16 protein-coding genes are annotated in these 17,894 nt (G+C 54.6%); all 16 read left to right on the top strand.

From position 1 onward, the window contains the following. The first annotated feature begins 9 nt into the window (after positions 1–9). The 16 genes from atpB to CD175_RS32155 all read left to right on the top strand — a co-directional run bounded on the left by atpB (position 10) and on the right by CD175_RS32155 (position 17,830). On the top strand, positions 10–879 hold the full coding sequence (atpB, locus tag CD175_RS21560; RefSeq protein WP_104450363.1) for a F0F1 ATP synthase subunit A: 870 nt from the start codon (positions 10–12) through the stop codon (positions 877–879). Between the two features lie 134 nt (positions 880–1,013). Next, positions 1,014–1,271, top strand: a complete 258-nt coding sequence (gene atpE, locus CD175_RS21555; protein ID WP_003097235.1) for a F0F1 ATP synthase subunit C — start codon at positions 1,014–1,016, stop codon at positions 1,269–1,271. A 58-nt stretch (positions 1,272–1,329) separates the two neighbouring features. Next, positions 1,330–1,800 (top strand): F0F1 ATP synthase subunit B, encoded by a 471-nt coding sequence (locus tag CD175_RS21550; RefSeq protein WP_008064601.1) that lies wholly within the window; start codon positions 1,330–1,332, stop codon positions 1,798–1,800. Positions 1,801–1,812: 12 nt separating this feature from the next. Then, on the top strand, positions 1,813–2,349 hold the full coding sequence (locus CD175_RS21545; RefSeq protein ID WP_008045680.1) for a F0F1 ATP synthase subunit delta: 537 nt from the start codon (positions 1,813–1,815) through the stop codon (positions 2,347–2,349). A gap of 21 nt (positions 2,350–2,370) precedes the next feature. After that, positions 2,371–3,915: a F0F1 ATP synthase subunit alpha gene (atpA, locus tag CD175_RS21540; protein ID WP_008045678.1), complete on the top strand. Its 1,545-nt coding sequence runs from the start codon at positions 2,371–2,373 to the stop codon at positions 3,913–3,915. A 50-nt stretch (positions 3,916–3,965) separates the two neighbouring features. Beyond that, positions 3,966–4,826 (top strand): F0F1 ATP synthase subunit gamma, encoded by an 861-nt coding sequence (gene atpG, locus CD175_RS21535; RefSeq protein ID WP_008045673.1) that lies wholly within the window; start codon positions 3,966–3,968, stop codon positions 4,824–4,826. Positions 4,827–4,853: 27 nt separating this feature from the next. Next, positions 4,854–6,233 (top strand): F0F1 ATP synthase subunit beta, encoded by a 1,380-nt coding sequence (atpD, locus tag CD175_RS21530; RefSeq protein WP_008045671.1) that lies wholly within the window; start codon positions 4,854–4,856, stop codon positions 6,231–6,233. Positions 6,234–6,278: 45 nt separating this feature from the next. Continuing rightward, positions 6,279–6,704, top strand: coding sequence for a F0F1 ATP synthase subunit epsilon (locus CD175_RS21525; protein ID WP_007969909.1), 426 nt, complete (start codon positions 6,279–6,281; stop codon positions 6,702–6,704). Between the two features lie 113 nt (positions 6,705–6,817). Further along, a complete protein-coding gene (glmU, locus tag CD175_RS21520; RefSeq protein ID WP_104450362.1) occupies positions 6,818–8,185 on the top strand; it encodes a bifunctional UDP-N-acetylglucosamine diphosphorylase/glucosamine-1-phosphate N-acetyltransferase GlmU in 1,368 nt (455 codons plus the stop codon). Positions 8,186–8,402: 217 nt separating this feature from the next. After that, positions 8,403–9,179 (top strand): DeoR family transcriptional regulator, encoded by a 777-nt coding sequence (locus tag CD175_RS21515; RefSeq protein ID WP_104450361.1) that lies wholly within the window; start codon positions 8,403–8,405, stop codon positions 9,177–9,179. A 1-nt stretch (position 9,180) separates the two neighbouring features. Next, positions 9,181–11,013, top strand: coding sequence for a glutamine--fructose-6-phosphate transaminase (isomerizing) (glmS, locus tag CD175_RS21510; protein WP_104450360.1), 1,833 nt, complete (start codon positions 9,181–9,183; stop codon positions 11,011–11,013). Between the two features lie 176 nt (positions 11,014–11,189). Continuing rightward, entirely contained in the window at positions 11,190–12,086 is an 897-nt protein-coding gene (locus CD175_RS21505; RefSeq protein WP_103396059.1) for a TnsA endonuclease N-terminal domain-containing protein, read from the top strand. Continuing rightward, positions 12,079–14,256, top strand: a complete 2,178-nt coding sequence (locus CD175_RS21500; protein ID WP_103396058.1) for a TnsB C-terminal domain-containing protein — start codon at positions 12,079–12,081, stop codon at positions 14,254–14,256. Before CD175_RS21505 ends, CD175_RS21500 begins: the two co-directional genes overlap by 8 nt. Continuing rightward, positions 14,249–15,691, top strand: coding sequence for an ATP-binding protein (locus CD175_RS21495; protein WP_104450359.1), 1,443 nt, complete (start codon positions 14,249–14,251; stop codon positions 15,689–15,691). The genes CD175_RS21500 and CD175_RS21495 overlap by 8 nt, the downstream gene beginning before the upstream one ends. A gap of 32 nt (positions 15,692–15,723) precedes the next feature. Further along, positions 15,724–17,247, top strand: a complete 1,524-nt coding sequence (locus CD175_RS21490; protein WP_103396056.1) for a TniQ family protein — start codon at positions 15,724–15,726, stop codon at positions 17,245–17,247. Positions 17,248–17,572: 325 nt separating this feature from the next. Further along, positions 17,573–17,830: a BPSL0761 family protein gene (locus tag CD175_RS32155; protein WP_103396055.1), complete on the top strand. Its 258-nt coding sequence runs from the start codon at positions 17,573–17,575 to the stop codon at positions 17,828–17,830. The last annotated feature ends 64 nt before the right edge of the window (positions 17,831–17,894 follow it).

The raw sequence follows: 17,894 nt of genomic DNA, 5'->3' as shown, positions 1-17,894 counted from the left end.
GAGGCAACCATGGCAGAAACAACCGCTTCGGGCTATATCCAGCACCACTTGCAGAACCTGACCTTCGGTCAGCTCCCTACCGGCGGCTGGGGCTTTGCCCACACCGCAGCAGAAGCCAAGGAAATGGGCTTCTGGGCTTTCCACGTCGATACGCTCGGCTGGTCGGTCGCATTGGGTCTGATCTTCGTTCTTCTTTTCCGCATGGCGGCAAAGAAGGCGACTTCCGGTCAGCCTGGTGCTTTGCAGAACTTCGTTGAAGTACTGGTCGAATTCGTCGATGGCAGCGTGAAAGACAGCTTCCATGGCCGTAGCCCGGTGATTGCACCGCTGGCACTGACCATCTTCGTCTGGGTGTTCCTGATGAACGCCGTCGACCTGGTACCGGTCGACTGGATTCCTCAACTGGCCATCCTGATCTCCGGCGACCACCACATCCCGTTCCGTGCCGTGTCGACCACCGACCCGAACGCGACCCTGGGCATGGCGTTCTCGGTTTTCGCACTGATCATTTTCTACAGCATCAAGGTCAAGGGCCTCGGCGGCTTCATCGGCGAGCTGACCCTGCACCCGTTCGGCAGCAAGAACATCTTCGTTCAGGCCCTGCTGATTCCGGTGAACTTCCTGCTGGAATTCGTGACCCTGATCGCCAAGCCGATCTCCCTGGCTCTGCGTCTGTTCGGCAACATGTATGCCGGCGAACTGGTCTTCATTCTGATTGCTGTGATGTTCGGCAGCGGTCTGCTCTGGCTCAGCGGCCTGGGCGTCGTTCTGCAGTGGGCGTGGGCTGTGTTCCACATCCTGATCATCACCCTGCAGGCGTTCATCTTCATGATGTTGACCATCGTCTACCTGTCGATGGCGCACGAAGAAAACCATTAAGACCAGTCTCGACTAGTCTGATGTCCTTCCCGGTCAAACGGGAAGGGGCTCTTCACGGGGCCTCTGAAACGATTTGTTTTACCGCTTTAAATTAAAAAAACCTAAACCATACGACGTAAAAGTCGGGAGGAAAGATGGAAACTGTAGTTGGTCTAACCGCTATCGCTGTTGCACTGTTGATCGGCCTGGGCGCACTGGGTACCGCAATTGGTTTCGGCCTGCTGGGCGGCAAGTTCCTGGAAGGCGCAGCGCGTCAGCCAGAAATGGTTCCAATGCTGCAAGTTAAAATGTTCATCGTTGCCGGTCTGCTCGACGCCGTAACCATGATCGGTGTTGGTATCGCTCTGTTCTTCACCTTTGCGAACCCGTTCGTTGGTCAAATCGCTGGCTAATTACTCGGATCTTCCGGGTAATTTGGTGTGATGGACAACGTAACTGCGAGGTGTTGGCGTGAACATTAATGCGACCCTGATTGGCCAGTCCGTTGCGTTCCTGATTTTTGTACTGTTCTGCATGAAGTTCGTATGGCCTCCGGTCATTGCGGCTCTGCACGAACGTCAAAAGAAGATCGCTGATGGTCTGGACGCTGCCAGCCGTGCAGCTCGCGACCTGGAGTTGGCCCAAGAAAAAGCGGGTCAGCAACTGCGCGAAGCGAAAGCTCAGGCAGCTGAAATCATCGAGCAAGCCAAGAAACGCGGTAACCAGATTGTCGAAGAGGCTGTTGAAAAAGCCCGTATCGACGCTGACCGTGTGAAGGTTCAGGCTCAGGCCGAGATCGAACAGGAACTGAACAGTGTCAAAGACGCGCTGCGTGCCCAAGTGGGCTTGCTGGCAGTCGGCGGCGCCGAGAAGATCCTGGGTGCCACAATCGATCAAAACGCGCACGCAGAGCTGGTTAACCAACTGGCTGCTGAAATCTAAGCGAGGGCGATCATGGCAGAACTGACCACGTTGGCCCGACCTTACGCTAAGGCGGCCTTCGAGCACGCTCAGGCCCACCAGCAACTGGCCAATTGGTCAGCCATGCTCGGCCTGGCTGCAGCGGTGTCGGAAGACGACACCATGCAGCGCGTGCTCAAGGCCCCGCGACTGACGAGCGCAGAAAAGGCCGCCACGTTCATTGACGTGTGCGGCGACAAGTTTGATGCCAAGGCACAGAACTTCATCCACGTCGTTGCCGAAAACGACCGTCTCCCGCTGTTGCCGGAGATCGCCGCTCTGTTCGACCTGTACAAGGCCGAACAAGAGAAGTCGGTAGACGTTGAAGTGACCAGTGCTTTCGCATTGAACCAAGAACAGCAAGACAAACTCGCCAAGGTTCTCAGTGCACGACTCAACCGGGAAGTGCGCCTGCAAGTTGCGGAGGACGCTGCCCTTATTGGTGGTGTCGTCATCCGCGCCGGCGACCTGGTTATCGATGGCTCGATTCGCGGCAAAATCGCGAAACTTGCCGAAGCATTGAAATCTTGAGTTTGAAGGGGCAGCAGAGCAATGCAGCAACTCAATCCTTCCGAAATAAGTGAAATTATCAAGGGCCGCATCGACAAGCTCGATGTGACCTCCCAAGCCCGTAACGAAGGCACTGTCGTCAGCGTATCTGACGGTATCGTGCGGATTCACGGTCTGGCCGACGTAATGTACGGCGAGATGATCGAGTTTCCGGGCGGCGTCTTCGGTATGGCACTCAACCTGGAGCAAGACTCCGTAGGTGCCGTTGTATTGGGCGCATACCAGTCTCTGGCTGAAGGCATGAGCGCCAAGTGCACCGGCCGCATCCTGGAAGTTCCGGTTGGTAAGGAACTGCTGGGTCGCGTAGTCGACGCACTGGGTAACCCTGTTGACGGCAAAGGTCCACTGGGCAACACCGAGACCGACGCGGTCGAGAAAGTTGCTCCAGGCGTGATCTGGCGTAAGTCGGTAGACCAGCCTGTACAGACTGGCTACAAGGCTGTCGATGCCATGATTCCTGTCGGCCGTGGCCAGCGTGAGCTGATCATCGGTGACCGTCAGATCGGTAAAACCGCTCTGGCGATCGACGCGATCATCAACCAGAAGAACAGCGGCATCTACTGCGTCTACGTAGCGATCGGTCAGAAGCAATCGACCATCGCCAACGTGGTTCGCAAGCTGGAAGAAAACGGCGCCCTGGCCAACACGATCATCGTGGCTGCCAGTGCTTCGGAATCTCCTGCGCTGCAATTCCTGGCACCGTACTCCGGTTGCACCATGGGTGAATTCTTCCGCGACCGCGGTGAAGACGCGCTGATCGTTTATGACGATCTGTCCAAGCAAGCAGTGGCTTACCGCCAGATTTCCCTGCTGCTGCGCCGTCCACCAGGCCGTGAAGCTTACCCAGGCGACGTGTTCTATCTCCACTCCCGTCTGCTGGAGCGCGCATCCCGCGTTTCGGAAGAATACGTAGAGAAGTTCACCAACGGCGCAGTGACCGGCAAAACCGGTTCCCTGACCGCACTGCCGATCATCGAAACCCAGGCTGGCGACGTTTCCGCGTTCGTTCCGACCAACGTGATTTCCATCACCGACGGTCAGATCTTCCTGGAATCGGCCATGTTCAACTCGGGCATCCGCCCTGCAGTGAACGCCGGTGTTTCGGTATCCCGTGTGGGTGGTGCCGCTCAGACCAAGATCATCAAGAAGCTGTCCGGTGGTATCCGTACCGCTCTGGCTCAGTACCGTGAACTGGCGGCATTCGCCCAGTTCGCTTCTGACCTGGACGAAGCGACCCGTAAGCAACTTGAGCATGGTCAGCGCGTTACCGAGCTGATGAAGCAGAAGCAATACGCACCAATGTCGATCGCTGACATGGCGCTGTCGCTGTATGCCGCTGAGCGTGGGTTCCTGACTGACGTTGAAATCGCCAAGATCGGCAGCTTCGAGCAAGCGCTGATTGCTTTCTTCAACCGCGATCACGCCGATTTGATGGCGAAGATCAACGTGAAAGGTGACTTCAATGACGAAATCGACGCTGGCATGAAAGCCGGTATCGAGAAGTTCAAGGCCACCCAAACCTGGTAAGCCGCAGCGGGAGCCGCAAGGCTCCCGCTTGCTAACCTGATAGGTGTTACATGGCAGGCGCAAAAGAGATTCGCAGTAAGATTGCGAGCATCAAAAGCACGCAAAAGATTACCAGCGCCATGGAAAAAGTGGCGGTCAGCAAAATGCGCAAGGCACAAATGCGCATGGCTGCTAGCCGTCCTTATGCGGAGCGTATCCGCCAGGTAATTGGGCATCTGGCCAACGCCAACCCGGAATACCGCCACCCGTTCATGATCGACCGCGAAATCAAGCGTGTCGGTTATGTCGTAGTGAGCAGTGACCGTGGTCTGTGCGGCGGCTTGAACACCAACCTGTTCAAGGCCCTGGTCAAGGACATGGCGGTAAACCGCGAAAACGGCGTCGAGATCGATCTGTGTGTCGTTGGTAGCAAGGGTGCGGCCTTTTTCCGCAACTTCGGCGGTAACGTCGTTGCAGCTATCAGCCACCTGGGTGAAGAGCCGTCGATCAATGATCTGATCGGCAGCGTCAAGGTGATGCTGGATGCCTACCTGGACGGCCGTATTGACCGCCTGTCCGTGGTGTCCAACAAGTTCATCAACACCATGACGCAACAGCCTACCGTGGAGCAGTTGATTCCACTGGTGGCAACCCCGGATCAAGACCTCAAGCACCACTGGGACTATCTCTACGAACCGGATGCCAAGGAGCTGCTGGACGGCTTGATGGTCCGTTACGTGGAGTCGCAGGTCTACCAGGCGGTGGTCGAGAACAACGCGGCTGAACAAGCTGCGCGGATGATCGCGATGAAGAACGCTACCGACAACGCCGGTGATTTGATCAGCGATTTGCAGCTGGTCTACAACAAGGCGCGTCAGGCTGCGATCACCCAAGAGATCTCGGAAATCGTCGGCGGCGCTGCCGCGGTTTAACGGTTCAAATATTCAGAGGATCCAGCTATGAGTAGCGGACGTATCGTTCAAATCATCGGCGCCGTTATCGACGTGGAATTTCCACGCGACAGCGTACCGAGCATCTACAACGCGCTGACTGTACAAAGCGCGGCCGGGACCACCCTGGAAGTTCAGCAGCAGCTGGGCGACGGCGTGGTTCGTACCATTGCGATGGGTTCCACCGAAGGCTTGAAGCGCGGTCTGGACGTTGTCGACTCTGGCGCAGCCATCTCCGTACCGGTCGGTAAAGCGACTCTGGGCCGGATCATGGACGTTCTGGGCAACCCGATCGACGAAGCTGGTCCTATCGCCACTGAAGAGCGTTGGGGCATTCACCGTCCAGCGCCTTCGTTCGCTGAACAGGCAGGCGGCAACGACCTGCTGGAAACCGGCATCAAGGTTATCGACCTGGTTTGCCCGTTCGCCAAAGGCGGTAAAGTCGGTCTGTTCGGTGGTGCCGGTGTAGGCAAGACCGTAAACATGATGGAACTGATCCGTAACATCGCCATCGAGCACAGCGGTTATTCCGTGTTCGCCGGTGTGGGTGAGCGTACTCGTGAGGGTAACGACTTCTACCACGAGATGAAGGACTCCAACGTTCTGGACAAAGTGGCACTGGTTTACGGTCAGATGAACGAGCCGCCGGGAAACCGTCTGCGCGTAGCTCTGACCGGCCTGACCATGGCCGAGAAGTTCCGTGACGAAGGTAACGACGTTCTGCTGTTCGTCGACAACATCTATCGTTACACCCTGGCCGGTACTGAAGTATCCGCACTGCTGGGCCGTATGCCTTCTGCAGTAGGTTACCAGCCGACTCTGGCTGAAGAGATGGGCGTTCTGCAAGAACGTATCACTTCGACCAAGGAAGGTTCGATCACTTCGATCCAAGCGGTATACGTACCTGCGGATGACTTGACCGACCCGTCGCCAGCGACCACCTTCGCCCACTTGGACGCTACCGTCGTTCTGTCCCGTGACATCGCTTCCCTGGGTATCTACCCAGCGGTCGATCCACTCGACTCGACTTCGCGCCAGCTGGACCCGAACGTAATCGGCCAGGACCACTACGACACCGCTCGCGGCGTTCAGTACGTTCTGCAGCGTTACAAAGAACTGAAGGACATCATTGCGATCCTGGGTATGGACGAGCTGTCGGAAGCCGACAAGCAGTTGGTAAACCGTGCTCGTAAGATCCAGCGCTTCTTGTCGCAGCCGTTCTTCGTGGCTGAAGTCTTCACCGGTGCATCGGGTAAATACGTTTCCCTGAAAGACACCATTGCTGGCTTCAAAGGCATCCTCAACGGTGACTACGACCACCTGCCAGAACAAGCGTTCTACATGGTTGGCGGCATCGAAGAAGCGATCGAGAAAGCCAAGAAACTGTAATCCCGGCGCCCGGCAACGGGCGCTAATTTAGGTTGAGGCAATCAGATGGCTATGACAGTCCATTGCGATATCGTCAGCGCGGAAGGGGAAATCTTTTCCGGTCTGGTCGAGATGGTGATTGCGCACGGTGCACTGGGTGATCTTGGTATCGCTCTGGGTCACGCGCCGCTGATCACTAATCTGAAGCCAGGTCCGATCCGCCTGGTCAAGCAGGGCGGGGAAGAGGAGGTGTATTACATCTCCGGTGGTTTCCTCGAGGTTCAGCCGAACATGGTCAAGGTACTTGCCGACACCGTGCAACGTGCTGCCGATCTGGATGAAGCCTCCGCTCAGGAAGCCGTTAAGGCTGCCGAGAAGGCCTTGCATGAACGTGGCGCTGAATTCGATTACGGTTCTGCTGCCGCACGTCTGGCCGAGGCTGCAGCTCAGCTGCGCACCGTCCAGCAGATCCGCAAGAAGTTCGGCCACTAAGGCTGCATTTGTTGTGTGATTGATTAAAAAGGGTAGCCTCGGCTACCCTTTTTTCTTTTCCGTTTTTTACAACCCGGTCGCAGCCGCTGACCACCCAGGATTGGTAGCCAGTTATGTCTCTTGAAATCGTTATTCTCGCTGCTGGCCAAGGCACGCGCATGCGTTCCGCTTTGCCGAAAGTTTTGCACCCGATTGCCGGCAACTCCATGCTCGGCCATGTTATCCACAGCGCCCGGCAACTTGATCCACAGCGCATCCACGTGGTGATCGGTCATGGCGCCGATGCCGTGCGCGACCGCCTGGCGGCGGATGATCTGAATTTCGTCCTGCAGGATAAACAGTTGGGTACCGGTCACGCCGTTGCTCAAGCTGTGCCGTTCATTCAGTCCGACACCGTGCTGGTGCTCTACGGTGATGTGCCGTTGATCGAGGTGGAAACCCTGCAGCGCCTGCTCAAGCAGGTGGGTCCACAGCAGTTGGGTTTGCTGACTGTCGAACTGGATGACCCGACCGGTTACGGTCGCATTGTTCGTGATGTGCAGGGCAAGGTCACGGCCATTGTCGAGCAGAAAGATACCAATGAAGCCGAGCGCAAAATCACCGAAGGCAATACCGGCATTCTGGCGTTGCCTTTTGCCCGTCTTGGCGACTGGATGAGCCGTCTCTCCAATAACAACGCCCAGGGCGAGTATTACCTGACCGACATCATTGCCATGGCCGTGAGCGATGGTCTGGTGGTGGCCACCGAGCAACCGCACGACGCCATGGAAGTGCAGGGCGCCAACGACCGCAAGCAGCTTTCCGAACTGGAACGGCATTATCAATTGCGCGCCGGTCGTCGTTTGATGGCTCAAGGTGTGACGCTGCGTGACCCGGCTCGTTTCGACATTCGCGGTGAAGTCACGGTTGGCCGCGACGTGCTGATCGACATCAACGTGATCCTCGAAGGCAAGGTCGTCATTGAAGATGACGTGGTGATCGGCCCGAACTGCGTGATCAAGGACAGCACCCTGCGCAAAGGCGTGGTCATCAAGGCCAACAGCCATATCGAAGGTGCCATCCTGGGTGAAGGCAGCGATGCCGGCCCGTTCGCTCGTCTGCGTCCAGGTACCGTGCTGGAAGCCCGCGCGCATGTGGGTAACTTCGTCGAGTTGAAAAACGCGCACCTGGGCGAAGGCGCCAAGGCCGGTCACCTGACTTATCTGGGCGATGCCGAGGTGGGCGCGCGCACCAATATTGGTGCCGGCACCATCACCTGCAACTACGACGGCGTCAACAAGTGGAAAACCGTGTTGGGCGAAGACGTGTTCATTGGCTCCAACAACTCGTTGGTGGCGCCTGTGGATATCCTGGACGGCGCGACTACAGCGGCTGGTTCGACCATTACTTCGACTGTGGATAAATCCCAGCTGGCCATCGGGCGTGCGCGCCAGAAGAACATCGATGGCTGGAAGCGGCCGGAGAAGGTCAAGAAGGGCTGAGTTATCCACAACCCCCCCTTGTAGGAGCGAGCTTGCTCGCGATGATTTCGAGAGCGGCGCATTTTTCCAGAAAGAATGCATTATCGTTCACGCCCATCGCGAGCAAGCTCGCTCCTACAAGTTACCCACAGGTCTTTTCATCACTCCGCGCTTGACGAAGTTTCGCCGATAGGTTTTTATTGCTTCCGTTATCTTTCGAATCGAAACTTACCAAGTCATGTCGAAGCGCAACACACCTCAACGTCGTCACAACATCCTCGCCTTGCTCAATGAGCAGGGCGAAGTCAGTGTGGATGAGTTGGCCAAGCGTTTCGAAACGTCGGAAGTTACGATTCGCAAGGATCTGGCGGCACTTGAAAGCAATGGTCTGTTGCTGCGTCGTTATGGCGGGGCGATCACCATGCCTCAGGAACTGGTGGCCGACCTTGGCCAGCCGGTTTCCAAGTACAAACAAGCCATCGCTCGCGCCGCCGTCGCGCGGATTCGCGAGCATGCGCGCATCATTATCGACAGTGGCAGTACCACCGCCTCCATGATCCCGGAACTCGGTCAGCAACCCGGCCTGGTGGTGATGACCAACTCGCTGCATGTCGCCAATGCCTTGAGCGAACTTGAGCATGAACCGGTGCTGTTGATGACCGGGGGCACCTGGGACCCGCACTCCGAGTCTTTCCAGGGGCAGGTTGCCGAGCAAGTACTACGCTCCTACGATTTCGACCAGCTGTTTATCGGTGCCGATGGCATTGATCTGGTTCGCGGTACAACCACCTTCAACGAACTGCTCGGACTGAGCCGGGTCATGGCCGAAGTCGCCCGTGAAGTCGTCGTGATGGTGGAGGCCGACAAGATCGGCCGCAAGATTCCCAACCTGGAGCTGCCCTGGAGCAGTGTCCATACCCTTATTACCGATGAACGCCTGCCGCTTGAGGCTCGCGATCAGATTCAGGCTCGCGGCATCAATTTGGTATGCGCGGCTGTCAGTCAGGAGAAATAGCATGTGTGGAATTGTCGGCGCAGTCGCAGAACGTAACATCACCGCCATCCTCGTCGAAGGCCTGAAACGCCTCGAATACCGTGGGTATGACAGCGCTGGCGTGGCGGTCTACACCAACGATGAAAAACTCGAGCGCCTGCGTCGTCCGGGCAAGGTCAGTGAGCTGGAGCAGGCGTTGACCACCGAGCCGCTGGTCGGTCGCCTGGGCATCGCCCATACCCGCTGGGCTACCCACGGTGCACCGTGCGAGCGCAATGCCCACCCGCATTTCTCCGGTGACCTGGCGGTGGTGCACAACGGCATCATCGAAAACCACGAAGCCCTGCGTGAACAACTCAAGGCCCTGGGTTATGTGTTCACCTCGGACACTGACACCGAAGTTATCGCCCACCTGCTGAACCACAAACTCAAGGATCTGCATGACCTGACCGTGGCCCTCAAGGCGACCGTCAAAGAGTTGCACGGTGCTTACGGCCTGGCAGTGATCAGCTCCAAGCAACCTGATCGTCTGGTCGCAGCCCGCAGCGGCAGCCCGCTGGTGATCGGCCTGGGCCTTGGGGAAAATTTCCTGGCCTCCGACCAGTTGGCCCTGCGTCAGGTCACTGACCGCTTCATGTACCTGGAAGAAGGCGATATCGCCGAAATCCGCCGCGACAGCGTGCAGATCTGGGACGTTGACGGCCAGGCTGTCGAGCGCGAATCCGTGCAGTATCGCGACGGTGCCGAAGCCGCTGAAAAGGGCGAGTTCCGCCACTTCATGCTCAAGGAAATCCACGAGCAACCGTCCGTGGTGCAGCGCACCCTGGAAGGTCGCCTGAGCCAGAACCAGGTGCTGGTACAGGCATTCGGCCCACAGGCGGCCGAGCTGTTCGCCAAAGTGCGCAACGTACAGATCGTCGCGTGTGGCACCAGTTACCACGCCGGCATGGTCGCGCGTTACTGGCTCGAAGAGCTGGCCGGCATTCCTTGCCAGGTCGAAGTGGCCAGCGAATTCCGCTACCGCAAGGTGGTGGTGCAGCCCGACACCTTGTTCGTGACCATTTCCCAGTCCGGCGAAACCGCCGACACTCTGGCCGCGTTGCGCAACGCCAAGGAACTGGGCTTCCTCGCCAGCCTGGCGATCTGCAACGTCGGCATCAGCTCGCTGGTGCGTGAGTCCGACCTGACCCTGTTGACCCAGGCCGGCCGCGAAATCGGTGTAGCCTCGACCAAAGCCTTCACCACGCAATTGGTCGGCCTGTTGTTGCTGACGCTTTCCCTGGGCCAGGTTCGTGGCACCTTGGCCAAAGACGTAGAAGCGACCCTGGTCGAAGAACTGCGTCGTTTGCCAGCCCGCCTGGGCGAGGCGCTGGCCATGGACAGCACCGTGGAAAAAATCTCCGAGTTGTTCGCCGAGAAAAACCACACGCTGTTCCTCGGTCGCGGCGCGCAGTTCCCGGTAGCGATGGAAGGCGCACTCAAGCTCAAGGAAATCTCCTACATCCACGCCGAAGCCTACCCGGCCGGCGAGCTGAAACACGGCCCGTTGGCGCTTGTGGATAACGACATGCCCGTGGTGACCGTGGCGCCGAACAACGAACTGCTGGAGAAGTTGAAGTCCAACCTCCAGGAAGTCCGCGCCCGTGGTGGCCAGTTGATCGTCTTCGCTGACGAGAAGGCCGGCATGACCAACGGTGAAGGCACCCACGTGGTGCACATGCCGCACATCCACGACATCCTGTCGCCGATCCTCTACACCATCCCGCTGCAGCTGCTGTCGTACTACGTCGCTGTGCTCAAAGGCACCGACGTTGACCAGCCGCGCAACCTGGCGAAGTCGGTTACTGTGGAATAAGTTATCCACAACGAAAAACCCCCTCTGTTTCGAAACAATTAGGTTTGTCACAAGATAAATAGCTTTGTCACAGAATAAATAGGTTTGTCACAAACCCACTTGAGCGTAAAATATTTACCGCGTCGCACCAGGTTCCAGCTTGGGCGACGCGTTCCATCAACCCTTGGTCAGCAGTGATGGTCAAGCAAACCAGCGTTCCAGCCCGTCGTATCCCCTCGCGCCTTGTCACACAGGAATGGATCGAAAAGCGAATTGCCTCCGGCGTTGGTCAGGGTGTAAGGGAGCTGTACCGTCCTTGGATCAAAGTCCGATCTGTCGCATCGCTAGGCTCCTCCCATATTGTTCCTGGGGTGAAGATTCAGCGAGCCCACCATCTTCTGTCGAAGGCGGAATTCCACTTCCATCTGATCCTGGAACACGATCCCGCAGTAATTGATATTCGCGAGCAATTCCCCCTTTTGCCGCAGGCAGAGACCTTCTCCATCGCATGCAGCCTTGGATATCGGCCAGTTTTCTATCCTCGGACCAAGGTCCCACTTGTGTTCACCACCGATTTTGTCATCACCAAGGTTGCCGAGGGTGGGGGCGAAAAAATCGTTGCTAGAACGGTCAAGTATCGCTCAGAAATTGAAGAGCTCTCTCCGAAGGAGCGTACCCGCTTGCTAGAAAAGCTTGCGATTGAGAAGTTGTATTGGAGTCGTAGGGGCGTTGATTGGAAGCTGGTGCTGTATGAGCACCTTTCTCCATTGCACATTCAAAATCTGGTCAAGCTTAGGAGCCACGCATTAGTGTCGGCGCTCTTAGCCACTGAAAAATATTTTCAAAGAGTTACCGAATTCATCGATCAGTCAAAGACAGATGAAATTTCGTTGCGGCTACTTTTAACTAAGCTCTCGAAAGCATTGTTCATAGATTACAAAGTAGTTAAATCACTTTTTTTTCATATGCTTTGGCAAAGACGGCTATTGATGGACTTCGAAAATCAAGAAATTGACCTCGCGCGACCTTTGAAAGTTTTCACACCACGTTCTATCGAACTAAACATTTGTGATGAGAGGCGAGACCATGCGTAACCTCATTGCTAACTGCATTATTACCCCCTGTGTAGAGTCGGCAATTTTCGGCTGTCCAGTGCGACTCCTTGAACTTGATTCGGCACGCCGAAAAGTTATTGTAATTGAGTATGCATTTTCTTCCAAAAAACCTTGGGTCGAGGATCTTGACCCAATACTTAGTGAGCTTGATTCAGCAGTACTTTGTATATCTCCAGAACAGGTACCAGATTTTCTAGTTCGAGATGATGATGAGATATCAGAAAAAGAGTTAGATCTTCGGGAGAAACGATGGAACCTAGTTCGAGAGCTCGTTGAGGGCCGCACCGTTGGGGAGTTGTTAGCGGGCGGCTGCTTTGGTTCCAGGATTAATGCTCATGCGTCTGCCGTAGGCGTCGATCGAAAGCAAATTTACCGATTATTGTTCAGGTTCTGGAGTATGGGGCAAGTAAAAAATGCCTTCTTGAACAACTCTACAAATTGGGGTAAAGCCAAAAATCGGAGTATCACTCCTGGTAAGCAGCTGGGCCGCCCGCCTAAATACTTAGGTGTTGTCTATGAAGACCGGGCCATCATGCTCGGAGAAAAAGAACGGTCAGCCATTAGAATTGCCTATGATCGATTTGCCAGCGGAAAGTGCGGTACAGTTCGTGACGCATGGGACTGGATGTTAAGAAAATTCTACACAAAAATTTTACCGGGAGGTGAGCTTGGAGAGATTGCCAGAGGAACTTATCCTACAATTTCTCAGTTCAAATATCATGGGAAAAAACTTTTCGACGATATTTATGTATTAAAAGGTCGTCGGGGTTCTATACGGTGGAATAAAGATTATCGAGCATTAACTGGGTCAGCAAGTGACGGAGTTTTCGGTCCATGCCACCGATTTGAGATAGATTCGACCATCGCTGATGTTTATTTGGTTCACCGGATTAACCGTAACTGGTTGATCGGGCGTCCAGTAATTTATGTGGTTGTCGATAATTATTCTCGCATGATTGTAGGAATACATATCGGTCTTGAAGGCCCTAGCTGGAATGGCGCTCGCCATGCTTTATTTAATGCATATACTTCTAAGCAAGAATTTTGTAAGCGTTATAACGTAGAAATTTCGGAAGATGAATGGCCTTGCCATCATTTGCCTTTCGAGCTCTCGGCAGATAGGGCTGAGCTGCTCAGTGAGGCGGGTGAAACCATGAGCAATACTCTCGGGACAATACTGAAAATCGCTCCTCCTTTTCGACCCGACTGGAAATCGATTGTCGAGAGCCGATTTCGTCTGATCAACGAAGGACTTGATCTAAAATTTTACCCTGGAGGAGTCGATGCCCGGCGTTTGGAGCGAGGCGATCGCGATTACGAGTTGGACGCAATCTTAGACATAGACCAGTTTACTGAGATGGTCATTCTCGCGGTGTTGAACCACAACAAAAACCTGCGTCTGCCGCATCTCTTGACTGAGCAGATGATTGCGGACGAGGTGAGTCCGACACCCCTCGGGATATGGCGATGGGCAATGGAACACAGTCCTATCAACGCACGAACAAAAGGGGCCGAAGAACTTAAAATCGCTTTGCTGCCGTCTCGCGAAGTCCCCATCAAACGTGGCGGGATTTACTTCCAGGGCCTGTATTTTACGTGTGAAATTTTGCAGCGAGAGCAATGGGCGGAAAACTCGCACAACGGTTCCACTCGCTATGTCCGGGTTTGGTATGACCCTAACTGTGTAGATAGTGCATGGGTAAAGGTGGGCGCCGAATTTCATCCGCTCACACTGGTGCCACACATGGCACACAAATTCAGCGGTTATCGTCTGGAGGAAATCCTGGACGTGCTGAACATTACGAAGCAGGTGTCACCTGATGAGTCGTTTCATGCAACCCAAGACCGGGTGAAACTGCAGCAGCGAGGAGAGGAGATTATTGCCGAAGCGACCAAGATGAAGAAGCAAGCCGGGAAGCCACCATCCAAAGCAAAATTCAAAGCAGATAAGCGTATAAATCGACAGGCTGAACTCGCAGTGGATCGTGCTCGCGATAGTGTTGAGCTTAAGGTAATCCATTCCGGCTCTACGGGCAGTTCTGAATCACTTCGTGAACCGGTCGCCCTTGAAAAAGGCGAACTATCTTCCCGAGGTCGGAGCTTTCTTAAACTGGTAACCGGAGAATCTAAGGGCAGCGGTCATGAGTGAAAAAAAACACCAACCCGCGGTCTATAGACCGACGGGTCTGCCTCATTATGATGGCAATCCGCTTATCGAGGCACTCCCTCCTATCCTCAGTGATGACGATGTCGCTCGGATGATTCTCCATTCACCTCTTAAACCTACGGAAGCTGAGCGCAGCCTCCCCGCCAAGCTCAGAGTCCATGGAGTGAACAGACTCACTGACGCTGTTATTCCGCTGGAAATCCATCTGCATTTGGAGGACATCTTCAGCCAGTTGCTTAGGCATGGATATACAGGCCGTCATCCTTTCCATCGAGATACAGTCGCAATGCTTCACGCCTCCTCGACCGAAGATATCAGGCATTCAGGGTTCAAGTCGTCGGCATCGACAATGACGCTCGTTGGTCTCAGCGGTATGGGTAAAACTACCGCTTTGAATGCTATTGCCCGCCTTTATCCACAGACCATAAGGCACGCTGAGTATGCTGGTCGTCCGTTCATCCAGACCCAAGTTGTATGGTTGAAAATTGAGTGCCCACACGATGGTTCTCTACGTGGATTTTGTGCCGCATTTTTCGCCGCATTGGATGAAGCGTTGAGTGTGAATCAGTACAGCAAGCTCATGACCACGCGCTTGAACATCAGCATCCTTCTTCAACGGATCGCGCAGCTGTGTCGAAGTTTCTTTATCGGTGCATTGATCATTGATGAGTTGCAGCACCTCAATTCTGCGCGTGTCGGTAACGGTAAGGAGACGCTGCTCAATTTCTTCGTCACCCTTTCAAACGAGGCAGGCATTCCCTTGGTATATGTGGGTACTAATGCCATGGTTCCGCTGTTCTCAGGTGTGTTGCGGAACGCACGACGTGCTGTGGGCATGGGAGTGGTGTCGTTTGATCGATTCAGCGCGGACGATGATTACTGGCGATACCTCGTACAAAGACTCTGGGAATATGATTGGACAGGATCCCCTGAGCCGCTAACTACGGCTTTGGAGGATAAGGTCTATGACCTGACCCAGGGCAACACAGACTTTTTGGTAAAGCTGCTCACACTGGCGCAGCGATATGTGATCTATGAAGGGCTGCCGAAGGTATCGGAGGCAATTTTGCAGCGCGTTTATAACGAGCAGATGCGTTTGTTGCATAAGCCTATCGAAGCGCTTCGCAGTGGTGACCCTCTTCAGATCGCAGATTTTGAAGACATGATGCCTGCGAAAGATCAGATCGCGCAGATGATGAATTTCGACACAGCGCGTCGGGCAAGACGGGCTGATCTAGCGTTGATTTCGAATATCAATGCGACAAGCAAGAGAGAGAAGGCCAATGAGCCAAGCGCGAATCCAATGGTCCCAGTGAGCAAATCAATAGATTCGAATATTGCTAAAGAAATCGCTGAGTCATCCGACCTAGATGCAGCTTTATCGGCAGAAGGATGGATAGACGATAAGCCTTGGTAGTCACCCTTTATGGGCTTTAGCAGGAGACAGCTATGGAGTTTTTTCCGCAAGCTTTCCCTGATGAAACAATCTACAGCCTGGCGGCTAGGTACCATCGGCTCGCAGCCAATGCCAGCTATCGCCAGACGAGTTACGACTTGTTTGGTCGGTATTCTAGGACCTGTGGCTCGGCCTTTCCTTGCTGTCTCGATGCACTCTCACAGCAATTGGCTAATAAGTTGTCAGTGAGTTACCTCATCCAGGCACATACGCTGTTACCGATTTTCGCACCGTTCCTCAGCAGTAGTCAGCTGGACACTGCAATTAAAGCAATGTCTGGACCTTCGGGAATTGGGTTGAAGATGTCTGTGGGGCTCACTGCTTCGGGCTTTGAGCGCTTCGGAGCACTGAAGTTTTGTGAGCGCTGCGTTGCTCGTGATATTCGACATGGAGGTCAAGCGTACTGGCATCGAATCCATCAAGTAACTGGTGTGCTGGTGTGCCCGTACCATCAGATTGTGCTGAAGGTCGCGAGTCCGCCATTCGATGACTGGAGGTACTTGTTTCTTCCCGATGGTCTCAAGGACCGCGGGTTTGAAGACGCAGTTCAAAATCAAAATGAGATACCAGCGTTAACTGAGGTAGCACAGCTCACGGCATGGGGGTTCCGTAATTCAGCAGAAGTATCAAAGCTACTCACCGGAGGTTTGCTTCGCTATCGGCTGGCGGAGCTGGGAATTCTTCACAGGGATCGCATTCGTTTATCACTGCTTCATGATTACCTAAATGGCGCTATGGCAGGCGCACCTCAATCACGTGAGTACCAGCTATTGAACGCCGGCGAACCCAAAGGGCATGAGTGGGTTCTCCGGCTGCTCCGTACTCCGCGAAGGTCCCATCATCCATTTCGCTTCTACTTCCTCTGTCACCTGCTTGGGCTTGATTCCGAAAGGCTTTCCAATTTGGCGTTCGCCTTTGAAGATCAAGGCTTATCAACGTTTGTTCGTGAAAATAAAATTCCTTACCAGAAGCGAAACGTCCCGGGCGAATTAAAGGTGAACGCTCATCGAGAGCGGTTCGTCGCATATCCCGAATCAACGCGGGTTCATGATCGGACTGACTATATGTGGCTATATCGGAATGATCGGATCTGGCTCACCGACTATGTCAGATCCCATCATATGGCCGCTATCAGGTACCCGTATGTAGATTGGGCTGCCAGAGATGCCGAACTAGTAGTTGAACTACAAAAAGCAAGCGATTGCCTTCTCCAATCCCATTCTTGGCCGATTAGGATCTCTTATGCAGCACTTGCCCGAGCTGTTCCACGCCATTACGATTTTCTGCGACTAGCCACGAAATTCCCTTGTGCGATTGAAACTGTGAGGGACCTTGTCGAAACGGAGCATGACTTTCAGCTTCGGAAGATCGCCTGGGTGTTTGCGACCTATCCACAAGCTAAGGAAATGTCGACTTCGAATCTGCTGCGACTAGCAGCGATCCGCATTCGGCGGGTATCGGATACAGAATTATCTATGTTGCTTCAAGGATCGCTGGAGGACTCTCGCCAGGCGTAGCGCAAGCCTTGAGTTCGGGCAGCGTACCAATCCTCAATCCTCAATCCTCAATCCTCAGAATGCTTCACTGTCCGTTGCGAAAGTGCTGCAATCCAAGGCTGCTTTCCTTTAGAGCAGCTATCGACTGAAGCAGCCAGTCAGATGCGTCTGGGAAATCAGGAGCATTCACCTCGAACCAGGCTCTATCGCGAGTGGCCTATTCACCACTGAGGAGCCGAGCAGCGTGCTTGCTATAATTCAAACGAATGGTTAAAACCCTCAGCGCCCTTGGCGTTGGCGGTGGGTTTTCTAAGGTTAAGCGCAAATTCTAGCGGAGTGGCGACACATGACCATGCCCTGCGAGCGTACCCGAAGTATCGTCCAAACAGGTGAGTTCTTGCGTGAGCTGTCCAGAGATCAGACACTTCCGGAATCTGTTCGTCAGCAGGCAAAACGCCTCCTGCGACATTTCCCAGAACCATGGGTAATATTTGGGATCGGTTCCTTTGAAGAGTTGCTTCAAACGAAGGATCCGAGTGACCCAACACGAGAATTCGCGATAGTGGTCCACACCCCTCAGTTGAGCTCCAGCATTGACCGATAGGAATGGCCATGCCTCTGGACGCTGGACTGGTTATTGATAACTGCCGAGGATGACACTCCGCCGT

Origin of the sequence: Pseudomonas laurylsulfatiphila (assembly GCF_002934665.1) — a bacterium.
GTDB lineage: Bacteria > Pseudomonadota > Gammaproteobacteria > Pseudomonadales > Pseudomonadaceae > Aquipseudomonas > Aquipseudomonas laurylsulfatiphila.
Note: the sequence above shows the minus strand (reverse complement) of the source record. Positions and strands in the feature narration are given on the sequence as shown.

Coding starts and splice junctions, on each gene's coding strand:
- atpB (WP_104450363.1), top strand. CDS start 10: ATGGCAGAAACAACCGCTTCGGGCTATATCCAGCACCACTTGCAGAAC.
- atpE (WP_003097235.1), top strand. CDS start 1,014: ATGGAAACTGTAGTTGGTCTAACCGCTATCGCTGTTGCACTGTTGATC.
- CD175_RS21545 (WP_008045680.1), top strand. CDS start 1,813: ATGGCAGAACTGACCACGTTGGCCCGACCTTACGCTAAGGCGGCCTTC.
- atpA (WP_008045678.1), top strand. CDS start 2,371: ATGCAGCAACTCAATCCTTCCGAAATAAGTGAAATTATCAAGGGCCGC.
- atpG (WP_008045673.1), top strand. CDS start 3,966: ATGGCAGGCGCAAAAGAGATTCGCAGTAAGATTGCGAGCATCAAAAGC.
- atpD (WP_008045671.1), top strand. CDS start 4,854: ATGAGTAGCGGACGTATCGTTCAAATCATCGGCGCCGTTATCGACGTG.
- CD175_RS21525 (WP_007969909.1), top strand. CDS start 6,279: ATGGCTATGACAGTCCATTGCGATATCGTCAGCGCGGAAGGGGAAATC.
- glmU (WP_104450362.1), top strand. CDS start 6,818: ATGTCTCTTGAAATCGTTATTCTCGCTGCTGGCCAAGGCACGCGCATG.
- CD175_RS21515 (WP_104450361.1), top strand. CDS start 8,403: ATGTCGAAGCGCAACACACCTCAACGTCGTCACAACATCCTCGCCTTG.
- glmS (WP_104450360.1), top strand. CDS start 9,181: ATGTGTGGAATTGTCGGCGCAGTCGCAGAACGTAACATCACCGCCATC.
- CD175_RS21505 (WP_103396059.1), top strand. CDS start 11,190: ATGGTCAAGCAAACCAGCGTTCCAGCCCGTCGTATCCCCTCGCGCCTT.
- CD175_RS21500 (WP_103396058.1), top strand. CDS start 12,079: ATGCGTAACCTCATTGCTAACTGCATTATTACCCCCTGTGTAGAGTCG.
- CD175_RS21495 (WP_104450359.1), top strand. CDS start 14,249: ATGAGTGAAAAAAAACACCAACCCGCGGTCTATAGACCGACGGGTCTG.
- CD175_RS21490 (WP_103396056.1), top strand. CDS start 15,724: ATGGAGTTTTTTCCGCAAGCTTTCCCTGATGAAACAATCTACAGCCTG.
- CD175_RS32155 (WP_103396055.1), top strand. CDS start 17,573: ATGACCATGCCCTGCGAGCGTACCCGAAGTATCGTCCAAACAGGTGAG.